Annotated in this window: 13 protein-coding genes; 3 read left to right on the top strand and 10 right to left on the bottom strand. The window is 39.7% G+C overall.

Features of this window, described 5'->3' with window-relative positions; translation table 11 throughout:
- Nucleotides 1-24 precede the first annotated feature (24 nt).
- The 3 genes from leuB to EZ444_RS03855 all read left to right on the top strand — a co-directional run bounded on the left by leuB (nt 25) and on the right by EZ444_RS03855 (nt 2946).
- A complete protein-coding gene (leuB, locus tag EZ444_RS03865) occupies nt 25-1083 on the top strand; it encodes a 3-isopropylmalate dehydrogenase (RefSeq protein ID WP_090786580.1) in 1059 nt (352 codons plus the stop codon).
- Nucleotides 1084-1168: 85 nt separating this feature from the next.
- Nucleotides 1169-2416 (top strand): threonine ammonia-lyase IlvA, encoded by a 1248-nt coding sequence (ilvA, locus tag EZ444_RS03860; protein WP_131607414.1) that lies wholly within the window; start codon nt 1169-1171, stop codon nt 2414-2416.
- Nucleotides 2417-2658: 242 nt separating this feature from the next.
- Nucleotides 2659-2946: a hypothetical protein gene (locus EZ444_RS03855; RefSeq protein ID WP_225874623.1), complete on the top strand. Its 288-nt coding sequence runs from the start codon at nt 2659-2661 to the stop codon at nt 2944-2946.
- Between the two features lie 176 nt (nt 2947-3122).
- On the opposite strand, the gene EZ444_RS03850 is transcribed toward EZ444_RS03855, so the two are convergent.
- The 10 genes from EZ444_RS03850 to EZ444_RS03805 form a co-directional block, all read right to left on the bottom strand.
- Nucleotides 3123-3860 (bottom strand): IclR family transcriptional regulator, encoded by a 738-nt coding sequence (locus EZ444_RS03850; RefSeq protein ID WP_131607412.1) that lies wholly within the window; start codon nt 3858-3860, stop codon nt 3123-3125.
- 83 nt (nt 3861-3943) lie between these two features.
- Nucleotides 3944-5854 carry a RagB/SusD family nutrient uptake outer membrane protein gene (locus EZ444_RS03845; protein ID WP_131607411.1) on the bottom strand — a complete coding sequence of 637 codons (1911 nt, stop codon included), beginning with the start codon at nt 5852-5854 and terminating at the stop codon, nt 3944-3946.
- A gap of 11 nt (nt 5855-5865) precedes the next feature.
- The gene (locus tag EZ444_RS03840) at nt 5866-9045 is read right to left on the bottom strand and encodes a SusC/RagA family TonB-linked outer membrane protein (RefSeq protein WP_225874622.1); all 3180 of its coding nucleotides are present in this window, start codon (nt 9043-9045) and stop codon (nt 5866-5868) included.
- A gap of 59 nt (nt 9046-9104) precedes the next feature.
- On the bottom strand, nt 9105-11018 hold the full coding sequence (locus EZ444_RS03835) for a glycoside hydrolase family 127 protein (protein ID WP_205945206.1): 1914 nt from the start codon (nt 11016-11018) through the stop codon (nt 9105-9107).
- Nucleotides 11019-11036: 18 nt separating this feature from the next.
- A complete protein-coding gene (locus EZ444_RS03830; RefSeq protein ID WP_165503517.1) occupies nt 11037-12716 on the bottom strand; it encodes a glycoside hydrolase family 99-like domain-containing protein in 1680 nt (559 codons plus the stop codon).
- Nucleotides 12717-12726: 10 nt separating this feature from the next.
- Nucleotides 12727-13863, bottom strand: a complete 1137-nt coding sequence (locus tag EZ444_RS03825; RefSeq protein ID WP_131607408.1) for a glycoside hydrolase family 88/105 protein — start codon at nt 13861-13863, stop codon at nt 12727-12729.
- 24 nt (nt 13864-13887) lie between these two features.
- Complete coding sequence (locus tag EZ444_RS03820) at nt 13888-15219, bottom strand: BNR repeat-containing protein (protein WP_131607407.1); 1332 nt, start codon at nt 15217-15219, stop codon at nt 13888-13890.
- A gap of 1 nt (nt 15220) precedes the next feature.
- Nucleotides 15221-15964 (bottom strand): RraA family protein, encoded by a 744-nt coding sequence (locus tag EZ444_RS03815; protein ID WP_131607406.1) that lies wholly within the window; start codon nt 15962-15964, stop codon nt 15221-15223.
- Between the two features lie 41 nt (nt 15965-16005).
- Nucleotides 16006-16815, bottom strand: coding sequence for an SMP-30/gluconolactonase/LRE family protein (locus EZ444_RS03810; protein WP_131607405.1), 810 nt, complete (start codon nt 16813-16815; stop codon nt 16006-16008).
- Nucleotides 16805-18058, bottom strand: coding sequence for an MFS transporter (locus tag EZ444_RS03805; RefSeq protein ID WP_131607404.1), 1254 nt, complete (start codon nt 18056-18058; stop codon nt 16805-16807). Before EZ444_RS03805 ends, EZ444_RS03810 begins: the two co-directional genes overlap by 11 nt.
- Nucleotides 18059-18061 lie beyond the last annotated feature (3 nt).

Raw genomic sequence — 18061 nt, 5'->3', positions numbered from 1 at the left:
GAATTAAAAACTATAACAAAAAATATGAAACTTAATATTGCTCTTTTAGCAGGAGATGGAATTGGGCCAGAGGTTATTGACCAGGCTGTTAAAGTATCAAATGCGGTAGCAAAAAAATTCAATCACGAAATTACCTGGACAGCTGGTATCACTGGTGCTGCTGCAATCGATGAGGTTGGCGAACCTTACCCGGATTCGACACACGAAATATGTATGGCTGCTGATGCTGTTCTTTTTGGTGCTATCGGTCACCCACGTTTTGACAATGATCCAAAAGCAACTGTTCGTCCTGAGCAAGGCCTTTTGAAAATGCGTCAGAAATTAGGCTTATTTGCAAACGTTCGTCCTACTTTTACTTTCCCATCTTTAATTGACAATTCTCCTTTAAAAAGAGAGCGCATTGAAGGTACTGACTTGATTATTCTTCGTGAATTAACTGGTGGTATCTATTTTGGTGAGAGAGGTAGAAAAGACGATGGCAACACTGCTTTTGATACTTGTACTTACACCAGAGCTGAAGTTCAGCGCTTAGCTAAATTAGGCTTTGAAATGGCGATGACACGTAGCAAAAGACTTTGCTGTGTAGATAAAGCCAATGTATTGGAAACTTCACGTTTGTGGAGAGAGACTGTACAGGATATGGAGAAAGATTTCCCTGAAGTAACGGTTAGCTATGAGTTTGTGGATGCAGTTGCGATGCGTTTGGTTCAATGGCCAAATTCTTATGATGTATTGATTACTGAAAATCTATTTGGTGATATTTTAACTGATGAGGCCTCTGTAATTTCAGGTTCTATGGGCCTGATGCCATCTGCTTCTATTGGTGTTCATACTTCATTGTTTGAGCCGATTCATGGTTCTTATCCACAAGCAGCAGGTAAAGACATTGCTAATCCTTTAGCTACTGTTTTGTCTGCAGCGATGATGTTTGAAGATGCTTTCGGATTAAAAGAGGAAGCTGAATTGATCAGAGAGGTTGTGAACAAATCTCTTGCAGAAGGCATTGTAACAGAAGATTTAGCTGGTAAAAACAAAGCTTACAAAACAAGTGAAGTAGGCGATTGGTTGGCTAAAAACATATAAAACTTCTGATTTATCCTATATTTGGGTAACCTAACTAAAGCCGCCATCTGCGAAAACAGGTGGCGGTATTATTTTTTCAGAAAAAATGACAAAGATTAATCTAAAATTAGATTCCGAAGCCGCATCGAAGCGATTGGAAAATGTTGTAAAACATACTCCACTTATTTACAATCCCAAATTATCTGAAAAATACGATTGCGAAATATACTTGAAACGTGAGGATCTACAGGTGGTACGCTCTTACAAATTGCGTGGTGCTTATAATATGATCAGCCAATTAACGCCTGATGAATTAAGTCGCGGAATTGTTTGTGCAAGCGCGGGTAACCATGCACAGGGTGTTGCTTTTTCATGCGATAAACTAGGCACCAAAGGTGTCATATTTATGCCGGAAATTACGCCTAAGCAAAAGGTGAAACAAACAGAAATGTTTGGCAATGGCAGTGTAGAATTGGTGTTGGTTGGTGATACTTTTGACGATTGTTTAAAAGAAGCTTTGGCTTACACGCAACAACATAACATGACCTTTATCCCTCCTTTTGATAATTACAGCATTATTGAAGGTCAGGGCACTGTTGGTGTAGAGATCTTAGAAGACTTACCTGGTGTTGAAGTGGTGATTATGCCTATTGGGGGTGGCGGTCTTTCTGCCGGTGTAGGTAATTATTTAAAAGGTAAAAACCCGAATATACTTTTAGCAGGTGTTGAACCTGAAGGTGCTCCATCTATGTTAAAAGCATTTGAACATGGTGGCCCCATTACTTTACCTGAAATCAACCGTTTTGTTGATGGTGCTTCTGTAAAGTGTGTGGGTAAGCTAACTTATGAAATCTGTACAGAGGTGTTAGACGATGTATTGTTGGTTCCCGAAGGTAAGGTTTGCACCACTATATTAAAGTTATACAATGAAGATGCTATTGTTGTTGAACCGGCAGGTGCTTTATCGGTGACTGTCCTTGATGCTTATAGAGATAAAATTAAAGGCAAAAAGGTAGTTTGTGTCATCAGTGGTGGTAACAACGATATTGAACGTATGCAGGAGATCAAGGAGAAATCCTTGTTGTATGAAGGATTGAAACATTACTTCATCGTTCGTTTTCCACAAAGACCGGGGGCATTGAAATTATTTGTAAACAATGTTTTGGGTCCGCATGATGACATTACACGGTTTGAATTCATTAAAAAAACAAATAAAGAAAACGGTCCTGCTCTGGTAGGTATTGAATTGGCCAACAGTGCCGATTATGATGCTTTAGTTAAGAGAATGAAAGAGTTTAAGTTTGAAATTATTGAATTGAATAATGATCAAACGTTGTTTGAATATTTGGTTTAGCTTCATTTTGGATAACGAAATTCTGGATAACATTTTAATTACAAAATAAGTAAAGGAATACAACGTTATATTGTGGCAATAAATTTGCTATAACAATACAAACACACAAACACATGAAAAAATTTATATTATTATTACTATGCACGGCCACGCTTGGTCTGGCATCGTGCAAGAAGGACACGATAATTCAGGATACTCCAAATAGAACTTATAATTTCACAATACAGCCTAATCAGTGGGTATTGAGTCAAGACGGTCTGACTTATACCTATGAATGGAGACACGGTGCCATTGATCAGGTTACTGTTGATGATGAAGGGGTTTTAGTGTATCTATCTCATCCTATAAATTCAAACAGCTACATTCAACTACCATACACATTTAATGTTGATGCATATAGTTATGAACTATTTAATGGTGGTATAGCGATTGACATTCAGAGTTCTGATAATCAAGACGTACAACCAATCAGACCAACGAGAGCAATTGTGGCTAAGGTTGTTGTTATACCGTCCCTGTACTCCAACTAGATATAAAGATTTTCGAAATTTAAAGAGGCGATGTTCATTAGAACATCGCCTCTTTTTTGTACGTTCGTCATTCTGAATTTATTTCAGAATCACTCCTGAGCATATTTTTTGAATAATCAGTGCGAGATTCCGAAATAAATTCAGAATGACGAACGCCTTCATACTCCCTCTTTTTTTTATTTCCCTACTAGGTTTTTCTTAATTTTCTCCGCTGTCGTTAGCAGGTCATCTACAATCTTTTGCTCTTCAGCTAAATGGAAACGATATTCAGGCATATATAAACATAAACTAGCTAAAACACGCTCATCTGAATATACTGGCACTGCAAACCCAACAATATTTCCTGCAGTTACCTGCTTCACATATCCTTTTTCTTTAATCAAGCTAAGACTTTCACGAAGTGATTTTTCATTCTTCACTTCAGCCCATTCCTCTTTTTTAGGTAAACCATATTTTGTGATAAAAACGGTAAGTTCAGCTTCCGGCAGCATTGCGATCAACAACCTCCCCGAAGCCGTATCATAAACACGTTTTTCCTTAGAAGTGACCACTTGTATATTATTAGTTCCAGTTACCCTTACTATTGCTACGCGGACATCCTTTACCAATATAGATAGCAAAGAGTTTTCGTCATAAATACTCGTTAATGCTTCCATTTCCTTTTGGGCAGCTTTTACTAAATCCTTATGATACCCTTCATTCCCGGTTAAAACATAGGCCTGTGATCCCAGGCAATATCCTTTTTTTTCAACCTTTTCGATATATTTTCTGGTTACTAATGTTTTAATAATATTGGCACATGTACCCGCATTTAAGTTAAAATGTGATGCAATTACGCTTAAAGGCTTGGGTTGGTCCGGTTCGATGGAAATATATTCTAGGACATCCAAAGCCCTGTTTATTACCTGAATCATATCGTATATTATGGTGTTATAAAGATACAGTTATTCTTTAAATTAAAAATTAGCTCCATTTATCAATAGCAGCATACAAACAGCTACCAGCCCTCATTCTGTTTAAGAGCCTTGTTCAAACCTAATTCCCTAGGAGAAATCGGCCAAAGCTGATCTCTGCTCGTCAAGTTACTAAAAGATACAATACCGTAGGCCATTGAGCTGGAAGCTGCCGGAATTATTGCGGCAGGGTTTGATGCATCGCCACTAACAAAATCCTTAGCTACAAGCTCCATTCTGGTTAGGTAGATATTCCAGCGCACAAGATCTCTTTTTCTTAAACTCTCAAAAGTCAACTCTCTTGATCGCTCTTCTTGTATGGCTTCCAAAAAGCTATCATGATTACTGGTTTGCGATGATGTTAAGTCAGCATCAAAAGGCGAGCTTATTGTTGTCGATGCAGTCGCCCCAGTTCCAGCTCCGCCAGAAAAACTTACCGTTGGAGCAGATGTATACTTAGTCCCTTCATTAACGATTGCTATTCCAGTTACTTTTCCGCCTGCTACAATTGCAGTTGCAGTTGCCCCCGAACCGCCACCACCTGATAGCGTTACAGTTGGAGCAGTAGTGTAACCCGAGCCAACATTACCTAGCGCGATTGTTTTTACCACATCCCCCTTATCATATTTACCATAAGCCCTTCGTCTAACCTGATTTACGGCATCAATAGCTTCTTGAGTAGGGCCATTTATTTCATTTTCAGCCTCTGCAAACATCAGTAACACATCCGAATACCTTAACAAAGGAAAGTTGATGCCACCACCCTCTTTCGCTAAAGGTTTAGTGATTTCATACTCTCTTCTCCACTTAGCACTTGTACGTTCGTAAACCTGACTTCCGCCTAGCATTGACTTTGTTGCCGGATTTCCTACAAGTCTATAAGTTGCAATAGACCAATCCCTACGCCTGTCTGGTGAATACTCCTTTTTAATTAATGTTTTTGCAGGCGTAATTGAATCCCGTTGTAGACTTTCATAACGTTTAAACAACCTACCAGTTATACATGTAAAACCGTAACTATAACCATAATTAGGATCACCAGGGGTAACCACATATTGTATACCATTGTTGCTCCCATTCCTTCCGATCTCTTTATGAACACCTGTTGCATTTCCCCAAAACTCTACTTCCCAGATGCTTTCTTTTATATCGTATTTATCCTGACACATATTGATAAAAACGTTTGAATAAGAAGGATTTAAAGCATGTTGAAAACCGCCCGAAGCACTCATAACCTTTTGAGCCCATTTCTTTGCTTCTGCATACTGCGAGCGATCATTAATCGGATTTCCGGCCATATATAAACATACGCGAGCCAATATTCCCCTTACGGCTGACTGGCTCACTCTTCCAGCGTATCCCAAAGCGTCAATTGAATTCACTAATCCTTCGGCCTGAGTCATATCAGCAATAATCTGCTGGTAAACTTCCTTGGCAGGTGTACGTGGTATATAGATCTGAGAAGTGCTATAAACAGTCTTTGTCATTAGCGGGATATCTCCCCAGTTGCTCACCAACATAAAATGATAATAAGCGCGTAAAAACAAAGCCTCTCCCCTAATTGCATCTCTAGCAGCCTTATCCATAACAGGTTTATTAATGTTGTCCAAGAGCATATTGGCCCTATTGATACCATCATAGAAAGTTCTCCAGGTATCGGCACAAAAAGGATCACCAGCAGAGACCTGGTTAACCCGCACGTTATCAGTAATGGTATTTCTTGCAAAAAAACCTTCATCACCATCCAATCCCATTCCCCCAAGCAATTGATCGCCGTAAGTTTTGGTACTGCCCATCACATCATAAACACCGGCTAAAGCAGAATTTAACTGCGCCTCGGTATCGTAATAGTTTTCTGGCGATAAGGTATCAACCGGCACTGTATTTAAAAGCTTTTTACATGAAGTAATTATTGTAAAAAACGATATGGCAAAGATTAAAATAATGCGTTTCATAATCTTAAATGTTAAAAGTTTGAGGTGATACCTAGAACAATTGTTCTGGCTTGCGGATAGGCAGAATAGTCAAAGCCTGGTGTGAGTACAGAATTTCTTACAGAAACCTCAGGGTCCATGCCTGAATACTTTGTAAAAGTGTATAAGTTCTGAGCTGTTACAGAGAAACTTAAAGTGCTAAAATTAATCCGTTTCAGATATTTGGCAGGAATGCTATAGCCTAGTGAAACTGTTTTTAAGCGTAGATAAGAACCATCTTCAATTACACGGGATGAATATCGACCAGAAGGACCACCGCCTCCGGTTCTGTAATACATATTGTTGGGATTGTCTATTGTCCAGCGATTTTCATACGTCTTATATTGATTTAAGTTTACATAACTAGTCCCTTCAAAGATTAATCGGTTTGCATTAAACACATCATTTCCATAAGACCACTGCAGAAATACATTTAGATTAAAACCCTTGTAAGAGAAGTTATTCGTAAATCCACCTGTATGCTTTGGCAGGCCGCTACCGAACACTGTTTGATCATCCAAGGTCACATTACCATCCCCATTAATGTCTTTGTATTTAATGTCACCTGGCTTTATGCTCGCTCGGCTATTTCCATTTGCCGGAACATCCGCTTTTAAGGTATAAGCGCCCGCTTGCGAAACATCAAAATCATCAAGCTGATAATTTCCATCCCATAAAAAACCATAAAAGTTTCCTGCAGGCTTTCCTACTTCAGTTTTATAAAGATTTGAACTGGCATAAGGTCCTTCCCAAACAATAGTACTATACATCGGCTGATTGGCCCTTGTTAAAGCCAGTACCTTGTTTCTGTTAAAACTGATATTGAAGTTACTTTCCCATTTGAATTTTCCGCTATTAATATTTACGGAATTTATGGTGATCTCAAGTCCCTGATTCTGCAATTTTCCTACATTTTCATAGACGGTACTATAGCCCGAATAATAAGGCATATCAGCATTAAGTAATAAATCTCTTGTTGTTTTACGGTACACATCTGCCGTTAAAGTCAACCTGCCTTTAAAAAGCGATAAATCATAACCAATATCTGCCTGTGCGGTGGTTTCCCATTTTAAATCAGCATTTCCCAAACCCGATATAACTACTCCTTGTGTTGGAGTCCCATCCTTAAATGAGTAAGCAGCATTATTTGTTGGCGTAAGGAAAGGAAGATAAGCAAAATCAGGAATACGGTTGTTACCGGTTTCCCCGTAACTTATCCGAAGTTTTGCATCGGATACGAATTTTAGGTTTTTCATAAAGGGCTCACTACTCATGCGCCATGCAATTGCACCAGAAGGAAAATATCCCCATCTATTTTTGGGACTGAACTTTGAAGATCCATCGGATCTATAAGCTGCAGTGAAAAGGTATTTTGATTTGTAGCTGTAATTTGTTCTGAACAAAAATGAAGCAATTGCAGAAGAAGAAGCCGGAGAGGTCACAATCTGAGGGGTACCCTGACTTAATCCATTTATGCCCAATTCCTCATTTGGTACTTTAATAGAAGTAAACCCTCCGCCTGTTAAGGAAGTCCCCTGCATACTAAAACCGCCAACAAAATCAATTTTATGGTTCTTTTCGATTGTTGCTTCGTAGGTTAATGTATTTTCATTAGACCATATATTAAGATCCGAATAATTCTTACTACCAAACTGGCCTCTTACGTTGCCCGGGTTAGAATTATTTCCCAGAATAGTTTTAGAATTAGAAAAGGCTTCAGATTTTACGTTAGTATTATTTAATCCTCCGGTAACCTTTAGTGTCAGGTTCTTAACGATCTCGTAAGTAGCATACACATTGGTAAGTACATTGGTATTGAACCCCTTGGTGTATTGATTGGTTGCAGATACCACTGGATTCACCCTAAAATCTGCAGCAGGATTCACATCAGTATCTACAGTCCCGTTCTGCAAGTCATCCAAAGTATAATTAGGATCGCCCGTTAATGGTCTGTATCCCCATGCAGAAAACAACAGATAAGCCGTTGCTGCACTACCCCCAGCTGTAGCCACTGGCATACCATTCCTGCTGTTATGACTATAGTTGATACTTACACCTAGATTGATTTTTTTATTCACTTCCTGAATCAGGGATATGCTTCCCTGGTAACGTTTATTACCCGAATTGAGCACTACAGCCTTTCCATCAAACAAGGAAGCAGAAACTGAGTATCTGGTTTGTTTAGAGCCGCCCCTTATGGCCAGACTTTGAATATTGGTGGTACCCGTTCTAAAGACCTTATCCTGCCAATTAATTATTGGTGCATTTGAATAAGAGTCTAATGTTCGACCGTTTGTCAAGTAATCGACACCATTGCCTCTTTCTATTTGATACTTAACAAACTCATATCCGTTCATTACATCAACTGTTTTAGGGATTTTTTGAAAACCATATGATCCGTTATAACTGATCACCGGTTTTCCTATTTTCCCTTTTTTGGTTTCGATTACCACTACACCGTTGGCGCCCCTAGATCCATAAATTGAAGTCGAGGATGCATCTTTAAGTACATTGATGGATTCAATATCATTGATATTGAGTGATCCAGCGTTAAAATTTTCAATTGGGAATCCATCTACCACATATAGCGGTGATGCACTTTGCGTTAGCGATCCACTTCCCCGAATGACAATATTGATTCCTTCTGCACCGGGTTGACCATCATTTGAAGAGACTTGTACCCCAGCTAACCTTCCAGCTAATGCCTGGTCAAAAGAAGCTACCGGTGCCTTTTCCAGATCTTTCATATTTACTTGTCCAACAGCACCAGTTAAATCTTTTTGCTTAACTGATCCATAACCGATCACCACCACTTCATTCAAATTGCCTAATTCTTCTTTAAGCTTGACATCAATCTCTTTGCGGTTTCCAACTAATGTTTCCTGGGTAAAAAAACCAACAAAGGAGAATACCAAAGTTGAAGATACAGCAGGTACAGTAATTTTATATACCCCGGCATTATTTGTTAAAACCACTGTTTTGGTTCCCTTTACTTTAACACTAACACCCGAAATTGGGACTCCCATTTCGTCGGTTACTTTTCCTGTAATGCTTATGTTCTGTCGAATATTGTTTTGTCCAGCGTTTTGCCAATTGGTAGCAGCTGAAGCTTCCATCAATAATGGCAGTAATAAAAGACAGAATATTGGGATATACCGCGTGGTTTTATACATTTTAAGGTTTATTTTTGGTTTATACTTGGTTGATAAGAACTAGTTGAGCATTAATTCTGTCAATAAGATATAGTTGGTGTCTCGGTTTTTTGGGGATTAAATAATTGAGGCATCCATACTTTATAAAAGGACGCTACCGGCCCATTCCCTGCCGATGCATAATCACATAATGCGACAGTCACAGTGCCCTGAGGCTTCTCTGTATAGGATTCCGGAATAAAGCGCGCCTTAAAACTCATTAGATATTCTTCTGGTTTAGCAGGCAATCTGGTCAGTTCAATATACCCCTTAGCATCAGTTACAGGTTTTAAAACAGCCTCCAAACCGGCACCTTCAAATCTTGAATCTCTGGCCAATACAATTGGCCCCCGCATAATGGCCATACTTTTAACGATACTGCCGGTTTCTACGACCCTACCACGCATGTCTAATTCCAAAGAAATTTGATCTCCCAATTTCCAGACACGATTGATCCGAGCCGCCTGACCTGGTATCAGGTCTGTCAGCTCTTCACCATTTACGCTTAGTTTCGTTAACTTACTCCATGCAGGAATACGCAAGTGAACATCAAAGGCTTCCGGCTTGGCGATATTCAATCCTATTTTAATAGCGCCAGACAGCGGATAATCTGTACTTTGAACAACTAAAATCCGTTGATTTTTAGGACTTTTTACGATGTAATTGCCCTCTGCAAAATAATTAATCTGCAATCCTTCATTTCGTTCCATAACCATATATGATGGTAAATTAAACAGCCCTCTAGGCCCACTCGCATCGCAACAGTTTAAGCCCATTCCGCATTGTTCGTTTCCGCTAAGTCGCTGGCCATTCAAAGGCGTATACTTGGCCCAAACAGCCCCCTTTGAACTCATTGCCCCCAATAAGGCATTGTAATAGGCTGTTTCAACTGCATCGGCGTACTTGGTTTCGCCGGTAAGCCTTAGTAACTGATTGGATAATTTTAGCCAGGTTACCGCAACACAGGTTTCCTGGTAATGATGAACAGGTGTATTTTGGTATTCCTTACCTTTAAACCACATCTCTGTAGAAGCACCAGATCCCGCGATATTAATTTCTGTGTTTCGGATATTTTCCCAGGTGTTTTCCACAGCTTGTTTATAAACTGCTTTTCCTGTTAAGCGGTAAAGCTCCAATAAACCTTCATAGCAGGACATCATCTCATAAGCTTTTTGTCCCTGCTCGGCACTATACCAGCTTTTGGGTTTAGGAAAGCGTTCGCTTACATTTATTTTAGACTTACTTAATAATTGAGGACCTTCTGGTGTTTCCCATTGTCTCACGATCTCTTCTGCAAAATCAAGGTATTTTTTGTTGTTGGTATATTGATACAATAAGCAGATAGGCTCGAGCACAGAGGATGCTGCCATCCCTCTGTAACTACCTTTAGTCACGATAATCCCGTCTTGTTTTTTAAGATCACTTATCAGATTATCTGCTGCACGTACCGCAGCTGATAACATTTTTTTGTTTTTAGTAAGGTCATAATAAGCAAGCAAGCCCAGCATACAATACTTTCTTCCCCAAATATCCCAGCGTTGTAAACGGTTAGTTTCAGCATAATTACCTATATACCCATCTGGAGTCTGCGTGGCCATTAAACCGTTAACCGCATCATCAAGTACTTTCTTCAAACGAGGATCTGGATGGTATTTATAGGCCAACACTGCTGATGTAAACCATTTCCCCCAAAACTCACTCTGCCAGTAAAGGGTTTCTGTCCGGTTTTCCAATTTAAAAGGCTCTATAAGTCGCTGGACATCTTGCGCCAAAATGCGATTGTTTAATGAGCCATCCAGTTGATCCGCCAGATAGCCTTTCAAATGAACTTCCGATGAAGGACGTAAGCCATCATTTATCGCCATCTTAGCAGAAGATTGGGCAAATAACTGTCCATTCGAAATCATCAATGGAACAAATATGATATACCACATTTTTTTTGTAATCCTATCCATGAGCCAATAGATTAGCATTTATTTTAAGCCGTTTTTAATACCGATTAACAAAGAGTCTTTTAATACTTTTGAAGGTGTTAACCAAGCCCCTTCGCCATATTCATTCCATGCATAGATCAACGCAATTCGCTCTTTAGTGATATCTGCAGGATTGTCATCCATAAATTTCCTTACCGCTTTAACCGAAGACTCAACAGTCTTTTGTGAGTATCCGGTGTAACCTGGAGAATGTTTATACTGAATTGGCCAAGCTCTGGGGTCCCAATTCGAAGTTATCGTAGGGATCAATGGCAATGGTGATTTTTTAAGGGCATTCCAGGTTCGTACACTTCCAACTTCTAAGCTATCAATGGATACACTAGTTTTATTTTTTTGGTAACCAGTTTCGTGGTAGTTATATCCCGTGGCTACATCAAAGCCACATTCTGCCACCAATTGACTTATTTTGGCATCTGGATATTGGCAAATAGCCACAGTAACGCCTGTTAAGCCATTTTCTTTGGCCATTGCCCTAAACTCTTTCAGCGCTGCATTTACTTTGGCGCTTGATCCAAAGCTTTTAATCAGACTATTGGTGCTGATAAAAGTCAGCATAGGGGATCCATTAACCTTTAAATAAAGTGGATTTTTGAATAGCTCGATCCAGTACTTACATAGATAATTCCAATTTTGAGGACCAACAATGTAATTGTCGTGATTTGCCACCAACAAATTATACTTTAGCTTTCCTTTGTTTTTTGCCTTTAAATAAAAAGCAAGGGCACGATTTCTTGGATTTCCCTGAAACTCATCAATGGTGGTAAAGTACCAGCAAAAACTAAAAAAGGATATCCCTGATTTAACGGCCAGATCCATCTGTTGTTCTACCACTTTTTGCTTACTGGTAAGCCATCCCCAGATTGGCTTACGCTCTGGAAAATCATGCTCCAATTCTGGTGTCAGATGACTGGTTAGTCCAGCCCAACCATCAAAATAATAAGCCCCCAAAGAAATAGATGCGCTTGATGTAGGGCCATATATTTCGCCCCATATTTTATCTGCTATAGCTTTCATCCCTTTATCAGAAGGGTGAGCACCTACGCCCCTATCCTTAAACAGATGGTATGCCATATTGGTAGAGTCCTTTGACAATTCACTTAGATTCACAAACTGATCGCCTCTGGCCGTACTTACCGCTTGAATATCCTGTGCTACAAGCTCTTTTTTCCAGAAAGATGAAGCATGAAGAATTTTAGCCTTCGGGTTATTGGAAGTTAAATAATTGATCAGTCCATCATAGTGCTTTTTAAAGTCCTGTGTTTTTAATGTTTTTGGTTCTATATTCTCACCCAGCCTAAGGATAATCAGCTCTGCCTTTAGTTGTCTTAAAGCGTCTAATTGTGACAAATTATAGTTCCAGAATGCCCGCTCATAATCTGCGATATTTTTAAACTGAACAGAAATATTAGGATTAATAGCTTTGAACTTTGTAATCAGCAAGTGCACATAGTCACTATCTTTTGCCGAAGCTGCCATTCCCCAATCGCCATTCCAACCGATTTGGGGCTTAGGACCGTGCCTGGTAATGCTATTGCCTAGAATTAATACGTTTTTATATTTTTCTATCGCATTCTTTTGCGCAAACACAGCGTTTGCGCAAAAGAAAACGCCGTACATCAGCAGGAGCGAAAAGATTCGTTTCGTTAATATCGTTTTCATATAAAACCTGCTATTTAGCATTTACAGGTATGTTATCTTTTTCTAACCAGGCAAAGGCGCACCACAACACTGGAGCCTGACCATGCAAATCACCCGTATTTCTTTTTCTGTCTAAGTAGTACTGTTTATCATTTTTCTTATTTGTTCCTTCACAAACATTCATTACATCTCCTTTGGCATCAATCTGATCAACCAAAGCTGTCCAGCCATTTTTTGCCGATAACAAATATTTAGGATCTTTTAACCAGCCATTTTTCACACCTGTAATCATTGCATAAGCAAACATTCCGGTTGAAGAAGACTCTGCCCATGAATTGGAGTCATCAATCAATTGTCCCCACATACCATTTGCAGACTGGTATTTAAGTAAAGATTTCATCATTGTTTGATATCCCTTAAGAATTGCAGGTCTTTCTGGATTACTTAAAGGCAGTGATTTCAATAATTCTGTCATACCAGCAGCCATCCAACCATTACCTCTACCCCAATAAAATGGCACGTCTGGTGCATGATAAAACAATCCATTCTTTTGCTGAAGCTCATCTAAATAAAACACCATTTCCTTTGCCGCACGGTTGATGTATACCGGATTTCCGGTAGCTCTGTAGGCTTGAACCTGCAACATGGTAATCATATACATATCGTCTATCCAAAGGCGTGTTTGCCAAGAGTGCCCTAGTTTTACGTAATTACTAACCGTATCTGTTAGCTTCATACCCGCAGGTACAGCCCATTGATTGTATGCAAAAACCTTCCCTTTGTTCAGGTACTTCTCTTCTTTGGTTTGCATATATAGCTCTAGTATCAAAGCACCAAATACAGAATGATCTACGTTATCATATAAAGGGATCAGCTTTTTATCTTCAGCATAAAAGGGTTGATATTTTGCAACCAGTTTATCTTTCATGGCTGTATTTCCACTTAGTTCGGCAAACTTAAGCGCACCATACCAAGTACACACTTCCGAATAGGCAATGGATTTACCATACAACACATGGGCAGATTCGACAAATCTGTTGCCCACCTTATTACCAACATTAGTCGGATCGTACTTAGCAGGAAATTTTTCAGTTGTTTGTGCCATTACACTATTTTGCATCAAGGCAAAAATGATGAGCAGGCCGTAAAAATTTAGAAATCTTTTCATAATTTATATTTTAATTTTTAACCATTAATTCTTTTCAGGAATCCACTGTAACACAGATAAATTTTGCGGCGCCACTGATACCCGCCCATCATTATCCTTTTGCTGAACCTGCTGTAACAGCAGGTTTAATACTTCCTTACTTTCCCACAAAGTGGTGTCATAAGTTGGCTCCCAGGAGCCTAAACTTGAAGAATGGAGGTCCTTGCATACCCATATAGGCTTGTCTATATTCTTACACACTGCAATAGAAGCTTTACTTCCTCTTTCTTCATCTCTAAACACAATCCCCACTGAAACCTGCTTGTCCTTTTTCCAGGCGATCACCTGGGGTCTCGATATGGGAATGCCTTTGGTTCCACCACCACTTAACAAAAAGTTACTTTTCCTAAAGCCAAGGTTTAAATTTGTCCAGTGCTTATTTTTTAAATAAAGCAGGTGATACTGAGGTGCAGTATCGCTCTTCTCTTTCCAATAGGTTGAAATGTAAGGGTTCCCATCCTGATCAATCGTCATAGAGGTTTGATTAATCAGCTCACTATTTTGAGGAATCTTGATTACATATTCAGCGGTTGACTCTTTAATAGGTAGTACATATTTTTCTCCATTTGATTTTGTCCAGGTTAATCCGCCATCCAAAGATTTTGCATAACAGATATCATGGTTCGATGCCGCATCTGGACTTTCACGCCAGGTCCAGGATAAATGAATCACCCCTTTCTTGTCTACCACAATTTGCCAGTAAGGGTTTCTTAAATTCTCGCCATCAATAAAGGAATTTTGAACCTGAGTCCATTTTTTTGTTTTTAAAGCGTAACGGTTCAGTATAATGTTTCCATTCCCAGACTCTCCATCACGAAAGAAAAACAGCAGATCACCATCAGGGAGTTTATAGAACTCCGGATAAGTAACCTTATCCTCATGTATCCCGGTCATCTTGATCTTATCAGATAGTTGTAGAGATCCGGGTGCTACACTCTGACAATAATTTAGTGCAGTAAGATGCTTCCCATAACTATGATGATCCCAGGCAACATGTAGATAGCCTTTTCCATCAACCATAATGCTGATGGAATTGTGCGCGTCAAAAACATCCCCCTTATACTGAGTTCTTGATATTTCCCATTTCGTACTGTTCAACTTTCGTCGGCCCAGCACAACGCAATGAGCGCTATCGTAGTAAGCGGTATACTGCATCCCCTGATGAGTTACCAGTGAATTCTTCCTAAATGAGACCACATTAATTGAATTATTTGCCCAACCTTCGCCTATAACAGAGATCTTAACAGGGGTTTTAAGCTGTGCAAATCCAACTGTTGCCATTAAAAGGAATACGGGGATGATTTTATAGACTCTCATGTTAAAAATACCCGCCCTTTTCGCTGATTTCCTGAATCGTTTGTCCTTCTTTTACCCAGCCAAATATTTTCTTTTCATTTTCTATGATTTCCTCAGCCCGTAGCAAAACGTCATAAGCAATGTCTCTTGGAACGACTAATACGCCATCAATATCACCCATTACTACATCACCCGGTTTAATGGTTACCGAACCAATCTGAAGCGTTACCTGATAATGCGTAATTAAACACCTGCCTAAACTACCGTTAGAGATTCGGTATTTATAAAACACAGGGAAATCAGCTTCCAGAATCTGGTGGGTATCACGGATCCCACCGTCAATACAAGCGGCCTTTACTTTCTTACCTTTTGCGGTGGCTGTCATTACCCCACCCCATAAGGTAGCATTTTCATCTTTAGTGGTATCCCAAACCACAAAAGCATCCTCATGCATCTCGTCCAACATCTGCACCCTAAACTCCATTTCTCCTTTTATCATAGCATTAGGGGCACTTTTTACGGTAAAGGCAATACCAGCTATAGTCCGGTATTCTCGTAGTGGAACTAAATGCCCTGGTAAAGCCTGATTAATCAGACAAAATTCCCGCATAACGTCATTGATTGCACCGGTATATAATTGCTCATAGCGGTGCAACAATTCCTTTTCTGGAATTGGGAAACTTGCCTCTGATTTACCTTCTCTGGTTTCGATCAATTTTTCTAAATTCATCATACCAATTTCTTTCTTATACTGATCTGTACTCATATTACGTTAATTATTATTACTGTTATCTTGTTAATTATCAACTATTTTCTTTCAAAGCTCACATGAAGCAAGAGCCCTTTTTCCGCTTCAGTGACGATCAAATCATACCTTCCAAATGGATCAAATGCACAATTGGTAGGATTTTGACCAGGTAGGGCGATCGCGTCGATTACCGCTCCATCTGCATTTGCTATTCTTATTTCAGCAGTACCATATACTGCTGTATAAAGATTCCCTTGCTGATCAAAAGCCATCCCATCAGGACCACCAGGACCTGCGGGGCCACCGACATTACACCAAACCTGGCCATTAAGCCATTCACAATTTTGAGAGTCCCAGTCCCCTTTCCACAATTGATGTGCATAAGTTTCGGCAAAGACGAGACTTTTACCATCGTTTGTAAAGGCCAGACCATTTGGGAAGTACTTATTTTCAATAATCTTTTTTACGGAGTTATCCGGCCTCAATACACAGATATAGCCTGTTGGCTCCGTCCTTGAATTACCCGGGCAGGTAAATAATAGATTACCATTTTGATCAAATGCCAAGTCATTTGGCTGCGCCAATACTTCTCCATCGACACGATTAGCAAGCACTTCTGTTTTCAGCTGATAAGGATCAAACTTTCTGATTGCATTCTCAGCGGCATCACAAAACCAGATCATTCCTTGCTTATCAATGGCAATACCATTAGGTTTTCCTCCTACCTGAAAGCGTTCCAGTTTTCCATCCAGGTACCGCAGCAGGCTTTCCCCCTTTAATTCCACAGCCCATAAACTTCCATCAGGTGCAAATGCTGGGCCTTCCGGAAAGTTCAATCCATCAGCTATAATCTCTATTTTAACTTTCATAAGCCATTGCATTTTGTCTGTCTGTTTTAAAGAAAAACAGAACAGCAGTTAATAGAAAAGCCGCGCCTAAAAAGTAACTTACCCATAACCATGATAAACCTGTGGACAAGCCTAATGTGGGTTTCAGTACGCCTAAAATCAATGGAGCAAAAGCACCTACTAAAAACGCGCACATGAGCATAAAACCTGATGAAGATGACCTGATGGCTGGTTTAACAACTTCATATAATGAAGCGAAAATATTTGAGTCATATATCCCTCTAAAAATGCCGAAAAAGAAAAGTGCCAGGTAGGTAGCAAATGGTGTAGTTCCCATGCCTATCCAATAGATAAAAGGTACCGCGCCTAGCATCGCAACAGCCTGTACGACCAGGCGATTGCCTGGATTTATTCTGGAAACTTTGTCGGACACCAAGCCGCCTATCAGCACACCTATAAAAGCACCAATATGATGGTAAAACATAGAAGAGAAACCAGCGGCGACAAGTGACAGGTTAAACTTTTCGACCAGTAAGGAGGGCATCCAGGTCAGATAGGCTACGTTTACAAAAACCATACAAGCAAATGCGGCTGTAAGTAGCACTACAGTAGGATTTTTGGCCATTATTTTTGCAGATTCAACTACGTTAACCTTTTCTTGTGCCTGGGCTGGTACATCTTTTCTTAATTTAAAGAAAGACACAATAGCCACTAAAATTCCGAAACCACCAAATAAATAAAATGCATTGCGCCAGCCATAATGCTGGCCAATATATCCGGCAATAACGCCGCTCAAAATAATACCAAAGTAAACTGCACTTTGATGAATAGAGAGCGCCAATGACCTTCTTTTTTGATGCTCTTCACCAATAAGCGCATTGGCAGCTGGCGCATAAAAAGCTTCACCCCCACCTGTTGCAATGCCTCGGAATAAGACAAACTGAGCAACAGTAGTACTGATGCCGGTAAGCAATGTGGAAACACTCCAAAACAAAAGACTAAATACAATGATGTTCTTCCGAACCAATCTATCGCCCACAATGCCCGCTATCGGAACAAATAAACCATAAGTCCAAACCAGCGAAGATGCAATCAGTCCAAGCTCGGCATCGCTTAAATTCAAATCCGCTTTAATTAAGGGCAGCACCACACTAAATATCTGTCTATCGGCAGAATTAAGGAAAAATGCAGTCCATAGTAAAGCCAGCATTAGCCACTTGTAATTTTTAGAGGTACTTAAGGGATCGGCTATTTGGTTATTCATATT

This window comes from Pedobacter hiemivivus (genome assembly GCF_004331685.1).
In the GTDB taxonomy this organism is placed as follows: Bacteria; Bacteroidota; Bacteroidia; order Sphingobacteriales; family Sphingobacteriaceae; genus Pedobacter; species Pedobacter hiemivivus.
Note: the sequence above shows the minus strand (reverse complement) of the source record. Positions and strands in the feature narration are given on the sequence as shown.

Bases quoted from the DNA above. Each gene is read 5' to 3' on its own strand.
- leuB (WP_090786580.1), top strand. From the start codon at position 25: ATGAAACTTAATATTGCTCTTTTAGCAGGAGATGGAATTGGGCCAGAG.
- ilvA (WP_131607414.1), top strand. From the start codon at position 1,169: ATGACAAAGATTAATCTAAAATTAGATTCCGAAGCCGCATCGAAGCGA.
- EZ444_RS03850 (WP_131607412.1), bottom strand. From the start codon at position 3,860: ATGATTCAGGTAATAAACAGGGCTTTGGATGTCCTAGAATATATTTCC.
- EZ444_RS03845 (WP_131607411.1), bottom strand. From the start codon at position 5,854: ATGAAACGCATTATTTTAATCTTTGCCATATCGTTTTTTACAATAATT.
- EZ444_RS03840 (WP_225874622.1), bottom strand. From the start codon at position 9,045: ATGTATAAAACCACGCGGTATATCCCAATATTCTGTCTTTTATTACTG.
- EZ444_RS03835 (WP_205945206.1), bottom strand. From the start codon at position 11,018: ATGGATAGGATTACAAAAAAAATGTGGTATATCATATTTGTTCCATTG.
- EZ444_RS03830 (WP_165503517.1), bottom strand. From the start codon at position 12,716: ATGAAAACGATATTAACGAAACGAATCTTTTCGCTCCTGCTGATGTAC.
- EZ444_RS03825 (WP_131607408.1), bottom strand. From the start codon at position 13,863: ATGAAAAGATTTCTAAATTTTTACGGCCTGCTCATCATTTTTGCCTTG.
- EZ444_RS03820 (WP_131607407.1), bottom strand. From the start codon at position 15,219: ATGAGAGTCTATAAAATCATCCCCGTATTCCTTTTAATGGCAACAGTT.
- EZ444_RS03815 (WP_131607406.1), bottom strand. From the start codon at position 15,964: ATGAGTACAGATCAGTATAAGAAAGAAATTGGTATGATGAATTTAGAA.
- EZ444_RS03810 (WP_131607405.1), bottom strand. From the start codon at position 16,815: ATGAAAGTTAAAATAGAGATTATAGCTGATGGATTGAACTTTCCGGAA.
- EZ444_RS03805 (WP_131607404.1), bottom strand. From the start codon at position 18,058: ATGAATAACCAAATAGCCGATCCCTTAAGTACCTCTAAAAATTACAAG.